The 15,170-nt window shown below is 48.6% G+C and carries 14 protein-coding genes; all 14 read left to right on the top strand.

The features are described from left to right. Positions 1-14 precede the first annotated feature (14 nt). The 14 genes from LZG94_RS22720 (at position 15) to tssD (ending at position 15,168) form a co-directional block, all read left to right on the top strand. A complete protein-coding gene (locus LZG94_RS22720) occupies positions 15-1,175 on the top strand; it encodes a hypothetical protein (protein WP_233793979.1) in 1,161 nt (386 codons plus the stop codon). 292 nt (positions 1,176-1,467) lie between these two features. Beyond that, positions 1,468-2,415 carry a hypothetical protein gene (locus LZG94_RS22715; RefSeq protein ID WP_233793978.1) on the top strand — a complete coding sequence of 316 codons (948 nt, stop codon included), beginning with the start codon at positions 1,468-1,470 and terminating at the stop codon, positions 2,413-2,415. A gap of 60 nt (positions 2,416-2,475) precedes the next feature. After that, positions 2,476-4,980, top strand: a complete 2,505-nt coding sequence (locus LZG94_RS22710; RefSeq protein WP_233793977.1) for an ATP-dependent Clp protease ATP-binding subunit — start codon at positions 2,476-2,478, stop codon at positions 4,978-4,980. Positions 4,981-4,993: 13 nt separating this feature from the next. Further along, positions 4,994-5,908 carry a hypothetical protein gene (locus LZG94_RS22705; protein WP_233793976.1) on the top strand — a complete coding sequence of 305 codons (915 nt, stop codon included), beginning with the start codon at positions 4,994-4,996 and terminating at the stop codon, positions 5,906-5,908. Beyond that, positions 5,905-6,522, top strand: a complete 618-nt coding sequence (locus tag LZG94_RS22700) for a hypothetical protein (protein WP_215236248.1) — start codon at positions 5,905-5,907, stop codon at positions 6,520-6,522. The genes LZG94_RS22705 and LZG94_RS22700 overlap by 4 nt, the downstream gene beginning before the upstream one ends. A gap of 30 nt (positions 6,523-6,552) precedes the next feature. Then, complete coding sequence (locus tag LZG94_RS22695) at positions 6,553-7,695, top strand: hypothetical protein (protein ID WP_233793975.1); 1,143 nt, start codon at positions 6,553-6,555, stop codon at positions 7,693-7,695. A 60-nt stretch (positions 7,696-7,755) separates the two neighbouring features. Beyond that, a complete protein-coding gene (locus tag LZG94_RS22690) occupies positions 7,756-8,577 on the top strand; it encodes a fibronectin type III domain-containing protein (protein ID WP_233793974.1) in 822 nt (273 codons plus the stop codon). A gap of 9 nt (positions 8,578-8,586) precedes the next feature. Next, on the top strand, positions 8,587-9,702 hold the full coding sequence (locus LZG94_RS22685) for a hypothetical protein (RefSeq protein ID WP_233793973.1): 1,116 nt from the start codon (positions 8,587-8,589) through the stop codon (positions 9,700-9,702). Next, positions 9,699-11,000: an OmpA family protein gene (locus tag LZG94_RS22680; protein ID WP_233793972.1), complete on the top strand. Its 1,302-nt coding sequence runs from the start codon at positions 9,699-9,701 to the stop codon at positions 10,998-11,000. The genes LZG94_RS22685 and LZG94_RS22680 overlap by 4 nt, the downstream gene beginning before the upstream one ends. 18 nt (positions 11,001-11,018) lie before the next feature. After that, the gene (locus LZG94_RS22675) at positions 11,019-12,011 is read left to right on the top strand and encodes a hypothetical protein (RefSeq protein WP_233793971.1); all 993 of its coding nucleotides are present in this window, start codon (positions 11,019-11,021) and stop codon (positions 12,009-12,011) included. A gap of 144 nt (positions 12,012-12,155) precedes the next feature. Next, positions 12,156-12,455, top strand: coding sequence for a PAAR domain-containing protein (locus LZG94_RS22670; protein ID WP_233793970.1), 300 nt, complete (start codon positions 12,156-12,158; stop codon positions 12,453-12,455). A gap of 45 nt (positions 12,456-12,500) precedes the next feature. Then, a complete protein-coding gene (locus tag LZG94_RS22665) occupies positions 12,501-12,950 on the top strand; it encodes a hypothetical protein (protein ID WP_215236253.1) in 450 nt (149 codons plus the stop codon). Between the two features lie 237 nt (positions 12,951-13,187). Next, on the top strand, positions 13,188-14,549 hold the full coding sequence (locus tag LZG94_RS22660; RefSeq protein ID WP_215236254.1) for a DUF5458 family protein: 1,362 nt from the start codon (positions 13,188-13,190) through the stop codon (positions 14,547-14,549). Positions 14,550-14,763: 214 nt separating this feature from the next. Further along, entirely contained in the window at positions 14,764-15,168 is a 405-nt protein-coding gene (tssD, locus tag LZG94_RS22655; protein WP_233793969.1) for a type VI secretion system tube protein TssD, read from the top strand. Positions 15,169-15,170 lie beyond the last annotated feature (2 nt).

Below are 15,170 nucleotides of genomic sequence, written 5' to 3'. Positions count from 1 at the left end.
GAAATTGGATTAATATGGCTGAGAACCGCCACATGGCTGTGAATTGGGTTGACGGCATGAAGATCGCCCGTCAGCATTTTATCGAAACGGATAATTACCACACCGGGCAGGTACGGAAGGCGCAGGCGATTTTTCAAACGCCACTTAATTATGGCCTGTTTTCAAAAGACAACCGGGAATCGCTGGAAATGCAGGTTTTGGGCGACGCCAGTTTGCAGATCCGGATCAGAATTGAGCAATGCAATGCGATCACGCCGGACGGAAGTTTGCTGGAAGTAACTGCCGCCGATCAGGTGAAACTGGACACCTCGCTGACAAATATTACCAATGAATACCACTTTGCGCCCGGGAAGAATATCGGGTTATATATTATTTTAAGTGTCAATCTTTTTGAGCGGCAACAGGTTGGTAATGTGCTGGATACGGAGCTTCCGGTGCGGCATCCTTATACTACTCCCACTTACCGGATCGATTTGACGCCCATTGATCTGATCAACAAGGAACAGTGGACAGGAGCGGGACTGATCGTTGGTAAAATTGAATATACGAATGCTGAACTGCGCGTCGCACACGATTTTATTCCTGCCTGCCGGACGGTCGTTTCGCATAAAAGTCTGCGCGAATGGTACAACAGGTTTGGGGTTTATTTGAATGATATTGAAACCTATTCCTTTCGGATCCTTCAAAAGATTAAAACTAAAAGTCAGAAAAGTACGCTTTCCGATAGTGTGCAAATGCTGGTAGAAAGATTGGTGAATGCGTTTTCAATTGCCAATATAAGTTACCAGCGGCTGCTACCGCACCAGGAACCGATCAATATGGTAGTTTGCCTGATCCAGATCGTACAAAGTATCCGCGCCGCGTTGGAATGTTTGACCGACCGCGAGAAAGAGGAACTCTTAGGTTACCTGGGCGAGTGGGCCGACGATACGCCAGGAAGTCTGGAAAAACAGATCATCGGGGTTATTCAGGTCGATTATAATCACAACGATATAGTACCCTGCATTAAAACGCTCGACAATTTTTACAACATGTGGGCCGCGCTTTTCCTGAAACTGAGCCAGCTGGAATTTATTGGGAAACGAAAAGGACAGCAGGTTTTCATCATTGAAAGTCCGGTACACGAGCCGCCGGTGCAGCCGGAGAAAGCGAAATCGCGGTGGAGTCCGCTGTAAGGGAGGAAAGGGAGGATGGAGGAAAGGAGGAAGGGAGGAAATCCTTACATGCAACAACAAAAAGCCCCCTCATAGGGGGTTGGGGGTGAGAGAAGGAGGAAAGGGAGGAAGGGAGGAAGGGAGGAAATCCTTACATGCAACAACAAAAAGCCCCATCACAGGGGGTTGGGGGTGAGAGATGGAGGAAAGGGAGGATGGAGGAAAGGAGGAAGTTACTTTTAAAGCCCCCTCAAAGGGGGTTGGGGGTGAGAGAAGGAGGAAGGGAATAAAAGAGCATTAAACAATTTTTCAAATGGAGCCTGTAAATAAGAATCAGCGAAAGGTGGCGATTGGGCGGTTTGTGGGGATGTATATGTTGTCGATGACGTTTCCGGTGCTGGCGGTTTATCTGCTGTTGCGGGTGCCGGGGTCGGTGGCGGAATCGGAAACTACCCGGTACCGGCTGATCGTGGAGGAACAATCGCCTATGCTGGTGGATACGGATACTTTAAGCCTCATTGCCAGGAAAGTAATTCAGCTCGACGGTGCATACAGCAGCGCAACCGACGAAATGTCGAAAGCGACGGCGCGTACGCAGCTCGTTGATATTGAGAGCAGGATCAATGGCATTATGAGCCATTTCAATAACCTCTCCAACTCCGCCGCACACGAACAGAACAAGCGGCTTTCAACTGGTATCGCAAAGCTCACAGAAGCGCTGGTGACGTACCGGCAAACGATTGCGGAACTCCGCCGGACGCTCGATAGCAAAGGGATAGATGTTCAAATGGTGAATGATCTGCGCAATCAGATCAATATGAAAGACCTGGAAATAAAAGGAATGGAACGTCAGCTTTTGGCCGGTGCGGCTGCTGGCGGCGGTGGCGGCGGTGGAGGTGGAGGCGGTGAAGCCAAGGAGTTGCAGACCAAGCTGGGTATGATGCAGCGCGATCTCGACAATTGCCGCGCAGGAAAATTGGGCGGCGGCGGCGGAGATGTGGCGGCGATCCAGAAACAGCTCGATGAATGTATGTCAGCCAAAAACGGCCCGAACGTGACTTACCGGGAGTGGCTGCGGTACTCGGAAGCGGAAGGTTATTTTCAGCTGCTTACGCAGGGGAATCTTCGCAAAAATGACCGGAAAGTGTATTACGACCAGGCGAAACAAATTTATGACGGCTTGCAGCTTTCAACCGCCAACAAGGAAATGAAGGCGAAAGCAACGGAACGGATGATCTTTTTACAAAAGAACCAACCCTAGGTAATGCAAATGTGATTGAGTGAAAAATGAGTTTTTAACACATTCCTGAATCCAGAATCAATGCAAACCGAAGCACTTAAATACGCAATCACTGTCGCACAGGCACTTGCACGGGAGTACCGCCAGGAGAAATTCGGTGCGCCGCATCTTTTAATGGGGCTGCTGCACAATGACGTCGGGCTGGCTTCCGAGCTGGTGATGGCGGGAAAAGATATTGCTTACCTGCGTGACTGGACCGAAGTGCGGCTGGAAGAATGCGCCAAATCCATTAAAGTACCCGAAAATCCGGCCGCCGACGAAGCCGCAGCTGCTGCGCTGGAACTGGCTGCATTGATCTCGCTCCAACTGAATACGGATACAGATCCGCTGAGCACATTGGCCGCGATACTGAAACCGGGTGTTGGGTTTTCATCGGATCAGCTCAAATCATTGCCGCTGACGCAGAAAGAAGTGCTGGCTATGCACACACAAACCACTACTTCGGCCAGTGGGAATGGCAGGGAGCAGGGAAGTGAAGTTGCCAGACAAACTGCCAAAACGCAGGCAGGAACATCGAATCTTGAAAAATACACCACAGACAAAACGCGCAATGCAGCCGAAGGTAAGATCGGCTCGGTGATCGGGCGGGATAACGAGATAAGGCAAATGGCCGAAATACTGGGCCGTAAAAGCAAGCCCAATGTGATCCTCACAGGCGAGCCGGGTGTAGGGAAATCAGCATTGGTAGAAGGTTTTGCCAAACTGATATTTGATAAAAAAGTACCTCAGTTGCTTCAAAATGCAAAGTTGCTTGAACTGGACACCGGCGCGCTGGTAGCAGGCGCATCTTACAAAGGTGAGATTGAGGAAAGACTGAAAGGGATTTTAAATGAGATAAAAGCCTTCGATAAAGCGATTTTGTTCATTGACGAAATCCACATGCTGCTCGATCCGAAAGGCTCTGTAGGTGCCGGAGTAGCGCAGCTTCTGAAACCCGAACTGGCGAGAGGCGAGCTGACATTGATCGGGGCCACGACGCCGGAAGAATACCGGAAATACATTGAAAAGGATGAAGCATTTTCCCGCCGGTTTGAGGTACTGCACGTAGCAGAACCCGACGAAGCGACTGCGACGCGCATGATCGAGCACATTCTGCCTTCGTACGAAGCGCACCACGGAATTAAAATAGCGCCGGGAGTTGCGGCAGAGGCAGTTAAGCTTTCAAAAAGGTACATCAAAGAACGCCGGCTGCCCGACGTGGCGCTGGATCTGCTGGACAGAACAATGGCCGCAATGCGGCTCATGGACGAAGTTTCTGAGCAGGAGCTGGTTTCATTGCAAAACGATCTGAATGCATTAATGGCGATCGACGAGGCGGAAAGGGTACACGAACTGAAATGGTTTGCATGCCAGCTCGGTAACCGCCTCAGCCCGCTGCTGATCGGGAAACTGGACCAGCTGGACGCGCCGGAAATGGAGACAGCCGAGGGTATTTATACAGAATTGAATACCAAACTCACCGCATTACAGCAACTCGCGGCGCAGCGCAGTGATTTCGTAGGCAAAAATGAAATAGCGGCGGTTATCTCGCATAAAACGGGTATTCCGCTTGGTAAGCTGCAAAGTTCGGAACGCGATAAGCTGCTTGGGATCGATGAAGTTTTGAAAAAAAGGGTGGTAGGACAAGACCAGGCGGTGAAAGCATTGAGCGAAGCGATTTTGGAGTCGAGATCGGGTTTGATCAAAGCGGGACAGCCGATCGGTTCCTTCTTCCTGCTCGGACCCACCGGTACCGGAAAAACGGAGATAGCGAAAGCACTGGCCGATTTTCTGTTTAATGACGAATCTTTTTTGATCCGGTTTGATATGTCGGAGTTTAAGGAAGAGCATTCAGCGGCACTTCTATACGGCGCGCCTCCGGGATATGTGGGTTACGAGGAAGGCGGTTTACTAGTGAACAAAATCCGTCAGAAACCCTATTCAGTGGTTCTTTTTGACGAAATAGAAAAAGCGCACCCTTCTGTTTTTGATCTTTTTCTCCAAATACTCGACGAAGGTAAGTTACACGACCGGCTGGGTAAAGAAGGCGATTTCTCAAATGCGGTGATCCTTTTTACATCCAATATCGGGCAGGAGCATATTGTCCAGGAATTTAATAAGGGAGGTATTCCAAAATCGGCCGACCTGATGGAGATCATGGCCAAATATTTCCGGCCTGAATTTCTTGCCAGATTAACCGAAATCGTGCCTTTCGCGCCGATATCAGAGGAAAACGTGGTGAAGATTTTTGACATTCATTTGCGTAGCCTTACCGATTTAATGGAAAAGCAGGGTATCTCTCTGCATCTGACCGACGAAGCCAGAAAACACATTGCCATGCAGGGTTTTACACCCAGATACGGGGTGCGACCATTGAAAGGAGTGATCCGGAATATGCTGCGCCGGCCGATCAGCCGCATGATCATTTCGGGTGAAGTAGGAAAAGGGTCGGTGATCGAACTGAGTGTTTCGGGGGAAAATGAAGTGTTGTGGAATACCCGAAAGACTGAGCAACAGAAAGTATTACAGGGAATTGAGCAAATCTAAAAGAGCAGTAATTATGCATTATTTGATTTCTTACAAATCCACAAATTGGGATTCGGTTTTATTGCCGCTGGATGATAATACATTGCAGCTGACGATCCAGGTGCGTGTACACCTGCGGAAAGTAGAGCCTACCGACCGCGGAATATTCGATGACCTGATTATCGACGGTAAGGGGACTATTACGGATAGGTCGAGCGGATACAAATACCAGGCGAATCCCTGGACAATGGCGGAGTGGCAAGACTTTGAGAATGAGTATCAAAAAGTGATCACGAACTACTGGGATAAAAAATTTGATCTCGTTCCAAACCGTCCATGGTACAAATCGTCAAAGGGATTGACTCCTGCAAAAATCGTTTGCGGACTGTCAATGGACATCGTAAAGACTTCGCCCGCTCAGGCGCACGTGGCATTATCGATCTTTAATACGGGCAAAAAACCAAATACTTTCAGAAGCTTTATCAACACAACGGCTGTACCAAAAACCGGCTGTTTCAATCGAAGTGATGTCGAAACGGATATGTTTTCCTGGATGCCGCACAGGTACAGGTCAGAATCCGCAGTGAGCAGGATCAATGGCGTTGCACACGCGGTGGATTATGTCAGGAACACTGCGGCGCATGAATTTGGCCATATTCTCGAACTAGACCATGTAGGTGGAACCGGGAATGATATGCGGGATTATGGATTTAACAACGTCGATGACGCGGATACGCTGTTGGGTGTAGGCAGGGCGCAGTCGGCCAAGTTTGCCAAGCCCTGGAACCAGCGGCTGAGGGGACACCTGATCCGGCAAAATCACGAAGATCAACTGGTAAATTTTACTCCCACACTCAGCACACCGCAGATGATAGGTTACTGGGACAACGGAGAACTGATACACGTAGGCGGAAATCTTTGGATGTTGAAATCACTTTTTGGACTATGAAAGCGGATCGGTTGCTTATTTGTGATCTGGACTTCTCGGGAAGTAACCAGTTTGACGCACAGGAAAGCCTTTACTTCAATGCCGGGGCAGATAGTACTGAGGGCATTCTGCAGACTGCATTTAATATCATTTCATCAAGAAAAATAACGAATGTCTTTATCATCGTCCACGGCATAAGTACCACAAACAGTAATGGTTACAACGGCATGTCGATGGTGGCGGGTTATTCGCTGCCGCAGAAAGTGGGCGGTTTCGGGCTTGCGCTAGGCCAAGAACTGATAGATGTTACCAATGATTTTTTGTTCAGAAAATGGGCGCCTTGCAAGCTGAGCAATATTGTGTTCCTGTCCTGCTCAGCCGCCAATAGCGATCCCGCGAAAGTGGGGGGCTGGGGAGATGGAAAGCTGATGTTACAGCATATTGCCAATGCAACCGGTGCCAATGTGTACTGCGCCGACGCGATGCAATACATTAACCGAGACTGGGAAGGCGATATGTTCAGATTCCCGCCCCATTCAACAAGCAGGGGGATCAGGGTCAACCGGCCTTATCCGGGCATTTTGAAAAGGACTTTTGCAAGTTACATGGAAAGCCTTGACTCGTGGGCGGAGTGATGTGTTACGGCAACCGGTAAATATTCGAAAATGAAAAGGATAACAAATATCGTTTTAATCAGCCTCGCGGCCTGCCTCGACGGATGCAATATGTTCCTGCCGGTTGATGCGCTGGTACCGCAGGTTTCGGAGGTGACCATTGTCGAAGTTTCGAATAACCAGGTTCGGGTTAGTGCGCAGGTTGCAGATCCGGATTCGAAAAATAGCAGGCAGGAGAAAAAGAGCGGCAAAATTCAGGATTTCGGGTTTGTGTATGGGATACTCGACGAGCCTACGATTGAAAACGGGTACGTGGAGCAGGGCGGCGAGGCGATTGCAGCTTCTCCCTACAATTGGGAAGACCAGATCACGAGACTTTCGGCGCTGGAAAAGTATTACATCCGGGCTTACGCAGTAAATGAAGGAGGCGGGATTATTTACGGTCCGGTAACGAGCTTTGTAACAGCAAATTATATTCTTCCTTCAATCAGAACTTCGGGTGTTTCGGGTGTGCAGGCAAATGCGGCGAAGGTCAACTATAGTGTGACGACGGGAAATAGCAATGTGATAATTACGAATCATGGTGTTTGTTTTTCAACCACAAACCAGGTTCCGACCATCAACGATTCGAAAGCGCAGACAGCCGGTTCGGTTTCGACGGGCAGCTTCACGGCAAACCTGGATCAGCTTACTACGGGCGCGACTTATTTTGCCCGGGCGTATGCGGGCACAAATGGCGGGGTAGCTTATGGTAATGTGCTCACATTCAAGGTGGGAGAGCCGGCGATATTGCAGGATACAACTTTCGTTATGAATTTCTCAAATACTTATGACCTGGAAACCGGGCATTTGCAATCGCAGAACGGAACGGAGGATATGTACTGGTACCCTTACGGTCAGCCGGCGGGTATTTATCCAAGAAACGGTGCCAAATTCTTCGTCATGCCGACCGGTACCGATTTCAAAGCATTGAAATACTCAGATCTGACGGGTCTTAAATACACGGCTGATTTTGTAAATGGAAGTTATACCACCAGGGAGAACAAGCTTTTCAACGGCACGGTGCTCGCCTACGTGACGAATGAAGGGCATTTTGGAAAGATGCGGATCAATTCAAAAGGAATGGAGCGATCGGATCTGGATGTGTACTCGGGGAATATGGGAGTCTCTATCACAACTTATAATAATGACTAAAACGGGCTGCGTATATATAACATCGTCAGGTGAAACCATTAAGGGAAAACCCTATATTTTATGAAAAGGATATTAAGTAAAAGTTGGATTGGATTGATCGTATTGCTCGTCGGCTGCGACGTTTTCGGCCCGGTGGACCCGCTGCCGCCGACGTTCTCGGCATTGGAGCTGGTATTTGCCGGGAGGACCCAGATTACAGTCAAAGGCAATATCCAGGAACCGGCCAGTAAGAACGATCGGCAGGAGAAAAAAAGTGGCAAAATTCTTGAATACGGGCTTGTTTATGGTAAAAATGAAAACCTGAATACGGAAACCGGCACGGTGATAAAACTTGATAGCGTAGCCGAAAACCTGCCGATCACAATCGAACAGGAAATATCCGGATTAGCAGCAAATACGGATTACTATGTCGCATTATACGCCCGGAATGAAGGCGGTGGCGTGGGTTATAGCGACATATTGAAAGCTAAAACGACCAATGCACCAACCGAGCGTTTCAACCAAAAATCAATCACTTTAAAAAGAAGTGAAGGGAGCTATTTTGATCTGGATAACGGGACTGTAAGCGCATCAGAAACAAGGCAGTCGGATGCGATCATCGATATCTATTCGATTTCCGGCCGCGGTACAGTACTCGCCGTCACCGCAGCTAATGGTCTGATTGTAAAGAATATGGGTGTGATCGACTTTAATAGTCTGATCTACGATGCACTGCTTAAAGTCCGGGATTATGATGCGAAGGGCGTCTCGTTTATTGTCAATTCGCAAAGTGTGAATACGGTAATCGTGTTCAAAACGCTGGAAGGCCGCTATGGTAGATGGAGAATCGAATCGGCGACGACTGACGCGCTGGTAATGAGCCTGGTAACCTATGATAATTGAGGTAATGCTATGAAATATCTGTTGATGTTTTTACTGGTTTTTACTGCGGTGTTTTCCCACGCGCAGGACAGGATCTGGCTGGATAATGGCAACCCGGTGCAGGCGAAACTGAGCCGCGCGATGGACAGCAAGCTGGAATGGATCGCCGCCGACGGTATCCCGCGGATTTATCACAGAAAGCGGTTTTTGATCGTGTTTTCTTCCAGCGGCCAGTTTATGGTGATTTCAGAACTCAATGAAAACAATAACAAGGCGCAGACGCAGATCGAGGCATTTTACAAAGCGCCGCCACGGAATGTAAGCCAGGATATTATCGTCAAAAGTGTCCCGCTCACTGTGATTTCGGGTAAAATATCTTACGAAAGCGACGATGTGATCAACTATCTCACGGGCGAGGGAAACCCGGCTTCGATCAATAAAGAAGAAGTGGCGACGGTAATCTACCGCGACGGCCGCCACGAGATACTGCGTGATGTTGTAGATGTGGCCCCATTGCTTGCATTGGCCCATAAAGACATTGAAAAAAAGGAAAAGGAGATTGTGAAAAAGGCTGAGGATAAACCTCAGAAACCAGTAGCCGTAAAAGAGCAGCCGCAGGTACCGAAAGAGAAACCCAAACCTTTTCTGTCGGACACAGAATACAAGGAATACAGCGCAAAAGGGATCCGGCGGGTGGATGAATTTACTTCTTACCTGCGCATTATCGGAGATAAAAGTATGAAGTCGGATGAAAAGAATAAGGCTGTACAACAGGCTCTTAGCCTATTTGAGCCGCAGGCGACGGTGGCGGTAAGTTCGCCGAAAGGGGTTAAAAAATATCCTGTCAAAGAATACCTGAACCGGCTGAAACTGCTGCCTTACAGCAAGATCAATATCACCTGGAACGAGGTAAAGTACGTGAGCGAGCTGAAACAGGAAAATGACGGGAATTATTACGGCATTATCGCCGCGCAGCAGGTTTTTGAAGGATTTGCAGCCAATGGAAAAGTGGCTTACGGGGATATTACCAAGAAAAATATCCGCGTAAAACTGGAATCGTATCAGAAAACCATCGATGGAAAAGATACGGTGAACTGGGAGGTTTTGTTAGGAAATATCGGGGTCGAAACCAGCGAGGACAAATGAAATACGGTCAGCACATATTGACTTTTTGTTTGTGGATAGGAAGCGCCATTGCCTACGCCCAATGCGGTTTCCTGGCCGGAAAAGTGACGGATATCAGCGGCTCGGAAGCATTGAAAGCAAGTTTGTCAGCCAAAACAGATCAGGGAAAAATGAGGTTGGGCAAGACTGATTCCGCGGGTATATTCAATGTGGAAATGCCCTGCAATGTGTCGGTACTTACGATTGAAGCGCCGCAATACCAGTCGTTGCACATTCCGTTGAACATAGACGGGAAAACGGAAGGTACCTATTTCGTAGCATTTGCATTGATGCCGCTCGGGAAGCAAACGAGCGATGAGCCGTATGCGCAATCGGAGCAAAAGCATTTTGAGCTCAAAGATTCCGTTCGCACGCCGACCTCCATTATCCGGCGCATCGAGGTGCGCGATGCGATGTCTAACCAGCCACTGGCAGCGGATATTTGCCTTTATTATACCCAAAAAGAGAAGAAAGATTGTTTCAGTCTGCTCGCAACCAGACCGACTGCCGAGATTGTATTCACTGAGAAAGATATCGTAGCCGTGGAAGTGAAGTCCGCCGGTTATCAAGCCTACAATGGCAACCTGATCCTGGATAAAACCGATCAGGAACCGCGGACTTACATTATTAAACTGAGTAAGCAGCACACCCTTTTGTCGGTCAATATCCTCAATGCGCAGCAGGGAACGCGGGTGCAGCTGGTGGAAGACAGCCGGCTTATTGTTCCGCTTAACCGCATTAACGACGGGCATTACTTCGCGGAAGTCGCGCCGGGACGGTCTTACAGTTTTGGTGTCAGCAGTGCAGATCAGGCTGATTTCAGTACGGCGGTAGCTTCGCTGAAAGAGGGTTTGACTCTGAAATCTTTAAGAATACCAGATCGGAAAGCGATTCTGACGGTAAAAGAAAATCCAAAAACCGAGGTGGGAAATGTCTCCGGGAAGACGCTTTATTTTCCAAGAAGCGATTATAAACTGCCGCCGCAATCGCGCGCTTACCTGGATTCAGTGGCGCTATTTATCCAAAATAATACTGGTAAAGGATTGGAGATCAGCGGTCATACGGACAATGTCGGTAATCCGAACCTGAACCTCACATTGTCGGAATACCGTGTGAGAGTGATAACGAGATATCTGATCAATAAAGGTATTTCGGAAAAACTCATCACAGCGACGGGAATGGGCAGCAAGCACCCGGTGCGGCCGAATGATACGGAAGAAAACCGCCGGCTGAACAGGCGCGTGGAAGTGCAGATTATTGATTTATCCGAGAAAAAGTAATTGAAACTCATGAATGCGATGAAAAAGTTTTTGATCAACAATACCTGCTTTTTGCTGGTGGCAGCGGCATTTTTAACTAATCAATCCAGCGCGCAAACGCTGAGCCGGAAAGACGCCGATGAAATACGGGTACTGGCGCGGGAAAGGATAAAGGGACTGAACGATCTGCTGAATGCGATCGCGAACGAAGACCTGAGTAATTATGAGCGCAAGTACCTGATGATGAACAGTTACATGCCCAGTAACGACCAGATTTTTGTGAATGACGGGGTGATCGTGGAGGATGATGTGGACCCGAAACATAAGGTGAGCGCGCCGGGACTGGACACGCCGATCGAGAAGTACCTCAGTAATTTTGACCTGTTTTATGTCAAATCGGAGACCAATACGATTGAATTTACAAACCTGGTTGTGGGCGATGTGAAGGTAGATAAGTATCCTTTTGTCAAAGTTTTTTACACCCAGCATTTTAAAGGAAAAAGCAATAAGGATAATACACCTTACCAGCCGATCACACGGGTAGCCGAGCTGCGGGCGGATAAATCGGGCAATGACTGGATTGTGTACCTGACGCGCGTTGCATTCAATTCTTCCGAAAATGCGAAATCGGCGCCGGTGAACCCTGCTCCTTCCGCGACTTACGATTCTTTACAAAAGAAAAAAGAGCCGCTCGTAACGCAGCAAATGGAAAAGAAACCGGCTATGAGCCAGCAGGATGCGAAACAAGCCGAGCGCGTTTCGGAGCAGATCAGCCAGGTTAACCAGGCGGAGATCAAACAGGCGCGGAAGTGGGGGGCGATCAAGCTGGGAGCAGGTGTAGCCGCACTGGCATTCGGCGCAGTGACCTACTCAATGCTCAATAAGGATTACAAAGATTATAAAGAAAAAATATCCAATCCCGAGGGCCTGACCAGCTATGCAAAACCCGGCGTATACATCTCAATCGGTGCAGCCGCAGTAGGAATAGGCGTTTCGCTGAGCTCGATATTTGATTTTAAGAAAGTGAAATGAGGTGTTGGTTTTTAGCAATTAGCTATTAGCTGTTAGCTTTTAGCGCGTGAATTGTATTGAAAGACAGGATTGATAGAAAATATTATCAAAAAGCTAAAAGCTAATACCTAACAGCCAACTGCCAACAGCTAAAACCCAACAACCATGTCCCAACCAGCAGCTCGAATAGGCGATATGCATGTTTGTCCGATGGTGACGCCGGGTACTCCGCCGATACCGCATGTGGGCGGACCAATTTTACCGCCGGGAGCGCCCCTGGCGCTGATCGGAGGGGTGCCGGCTGCTGTCCTGGGCGATATGTGCGTGTGCGTCGGTCCACCCGACACCATTGTGACAGGCTCTGCGACGGTCATGATCGGAAACAGGCCGGCTGTCAGAATGGGCGATTCGACGGCGCATGGCGGCACGATCATGCAAGGCTGCCCGACTGTATTAATAGGTTGATTATCAATAGTTAGTTATAAAATTTACTCTTAACCACATACCAGCATGTTCAACTACGGAATAGGGGGGAATGAACGCAAGATCGACCAGTCGAGCGAAGGCATTGCGGATATCCCACAAAACAGAACGCTATTCGCGACGCAACTCACAGGCGACCCGTCGCCGCGGCCCGAAATGGTTTATGACCTGAAAACGACCGAAGAGGTTTTTGCACACTATCAGCCCGAGGCGGAGGTAGAGTTCATCACACAGGACGGCAGCTTTATCAATGAAAATCTCCGGTTCAAAAATCTGGGTGATTTTGGTAAAAAAGGCATCATCGCCCAAAGCGCGTTCTTACAGGATCTCGACGCAAGAAGTGAAGCTTACCAGCAGGTAGTAAGGCATTTAAAAGTAAACAAAATACTAAAAGCCGCGCTCGAAAAGCCAGAAGCGAAAGCCGCATTGCTAGGTGTATTTCAGACGCTGATCAATGAGTTGGAGGAGGCGGGGTAGTTCAATGATTGAATGATTGAATGAGTGAATGATTGAATGACTGAATGAGTGACCGGCTCGCCGGTGCGATTAGTGAATGAAAAGTTACTCGCTTGCTAATTCGCTCATTCATATGGCCAGGCGACCTAGTCAATTATTAGAAACATTCACTCATTCACTAATTAAAAACATTCACTCATTCACTCATTAGAATAAATATTCAATCATTCGATCATTCAATCATTCAACATTAAAAACATGTCCACTGAACAAAAAACAGACATTGCCCCGGCATTCAAAGAACGCACTGCGGTGCCGCTGGAAACGGGGTTGCCGCTTCTGGCGAAATATGGCAGTTATGACCTTGTAGAGACTATTATCGAAGGCGCCGCGAATATTAATCCCGAGAAAAAGGCGCGGAAGAAGATATTTCTCACCGAGGCTGATAAAAAGAAAGAAAGACAGCAGCTGAAAAAGCGGCTGGAACTCTGGACCGAGCTGCTGAGCAGTGGCGATTCCGTTCCTGATATGATCGAAATGGGTCAGAAACAGGCTGATACCGCATTGGAACTATTGAAGGAAAACCTTGGAAAAGCAGTGGAAACAGTGCGGCCGCTGGAACAATCGTACCGTTCTGTGGCGATGTTTTTCAAGAATACCGAGCAGGAAAAAGTGAAGAATGTGACGTTCCTGAATGCGGCGCCAGACCAGTTGCAGGACCTGGACGTTACGACATTCATTGATGCGGTGGGAGAAGAGCTGGCTGCGAAGTTCGACCGGCTCGACCTGCGCGAAAACTATTCGATCCTGAATGTGCCGGGTTACCTGGGTTCGGGAAAAGTGGTGGACAAATGGGCGAAACTGGCGCATCAGAACAAAACAATGCTGCTTACCGACTTCATGCACCTCGATGCGCCGGAAGACGTGATGGAGCTTTTCGAATCGGCAAACCTGACAGGCGGCGCGGCGCATTTGTCCAATGTAATGATGACGTGTAACTGGCTGGTAGGCAGGGCGAAGCACGCTGATCTGGGCGAAGAGGAGGATTTGTACTTACCACCTTCTACTGCGCTGGCGGGCAATGTTTATAAAACGCTGATGTCGCAGGTGGCGGCGGGTAAAAAGCATGGGACGCTGAGTGAAGTGGACGGTGTGCGTTTTCCGCTCAAAAAATCGGAGATCGCGGATCTTGAAAAAATGGGGCTGATCCCGATGGTGAATGAATACAGCAAAGTAATGGCGTTTTCGGCGAAGACGCTTTTCAACGGCGATAACGTGGGTTTACAAACCTATTCCGTCGTGCGGGTTTTTGATTATATCACCAAAGTACTGATCGATTTTCTCAACCGTCGCGCTTTTGAAAACTTCGATTACAATACTAAAAACGATCTGAAAAAGCAGATCATCAAGTTCCTGGACAGCGTAACCGGCCCGGGCAAACTGATCGAAAAGTTCAGTGTAATGCGTTTTGAGCAGGATAAAAACCAGAAGGATAAAGTCTATCTCGATATTCACATGGTTCCCTATTTCCCAGCCAAAAACTTCATGATCGCATTAACCGGCCAAAAAGGAGATGATCTGGACGCGGCGGCATGGGCGGCGGAGTATGCGCAGCAGTAGGGAAATAGGAGGAAGGAGGAAAGGGAGGAAGGAATGTACTGTCACCCTGAGCGGACGGGGCCGCCCGGCGGTCGAAGGGACATGGAGCACCCCCCCTTCGGCTGCGCTCAGGGTGACATTGTACGAGCCTTCGGCTGCGCTCAGGGTGACAAATGCATCACTACTTCAAAGGTCCATTCAGTCATTCAGTCATTCAATCATTCAACATTAAAAAATGTCCTTCGCAAGCACAATGCAAATCGAGGATCACGAATACAGCGTGATGTTTATGCGGTTTGAGTTGCATCAGACGGTGGATGATGCGATGTCGATTACTTCGCCGATCCAGTGGGCGCATTTGTATGTGGAGCTGGAAATGGTCATGGACGATTTTTTGATCGAATGGGCGAATAAGCCTTCGCAGAAATACGATCTGTCGGTGGAGCAATTTGGTGAAAACGGGCCTTTCAAAACACTGAGTTTCAAGGAAGCAGTTTGTACCGAGTTTGTGGAAATGTTTGACGATGGTACTGATGATATGGATAAGAAACTCACGAACCGGCTGCAAAACTTCATTACCTGCCTGACTATCACCGCTTCGAGCGTGGAAATCGATGAGGCTAAACTTGAAAATTTTTAAAG

Origin of the sequence: Dyadobacter sp. CY343 (assembly GCF_021390335.1) — a bacterium.
GTDB lineage: Bacteria > Bacteroidota > Bacteroidia > Cytophagales > Spirosomataceae > Dyadobacter.
The sequence above is the reverse complement of the archived record's forward strand: the minus strand, read 5'-3'. Positions and strand labels throughout refer to the sequence as shown.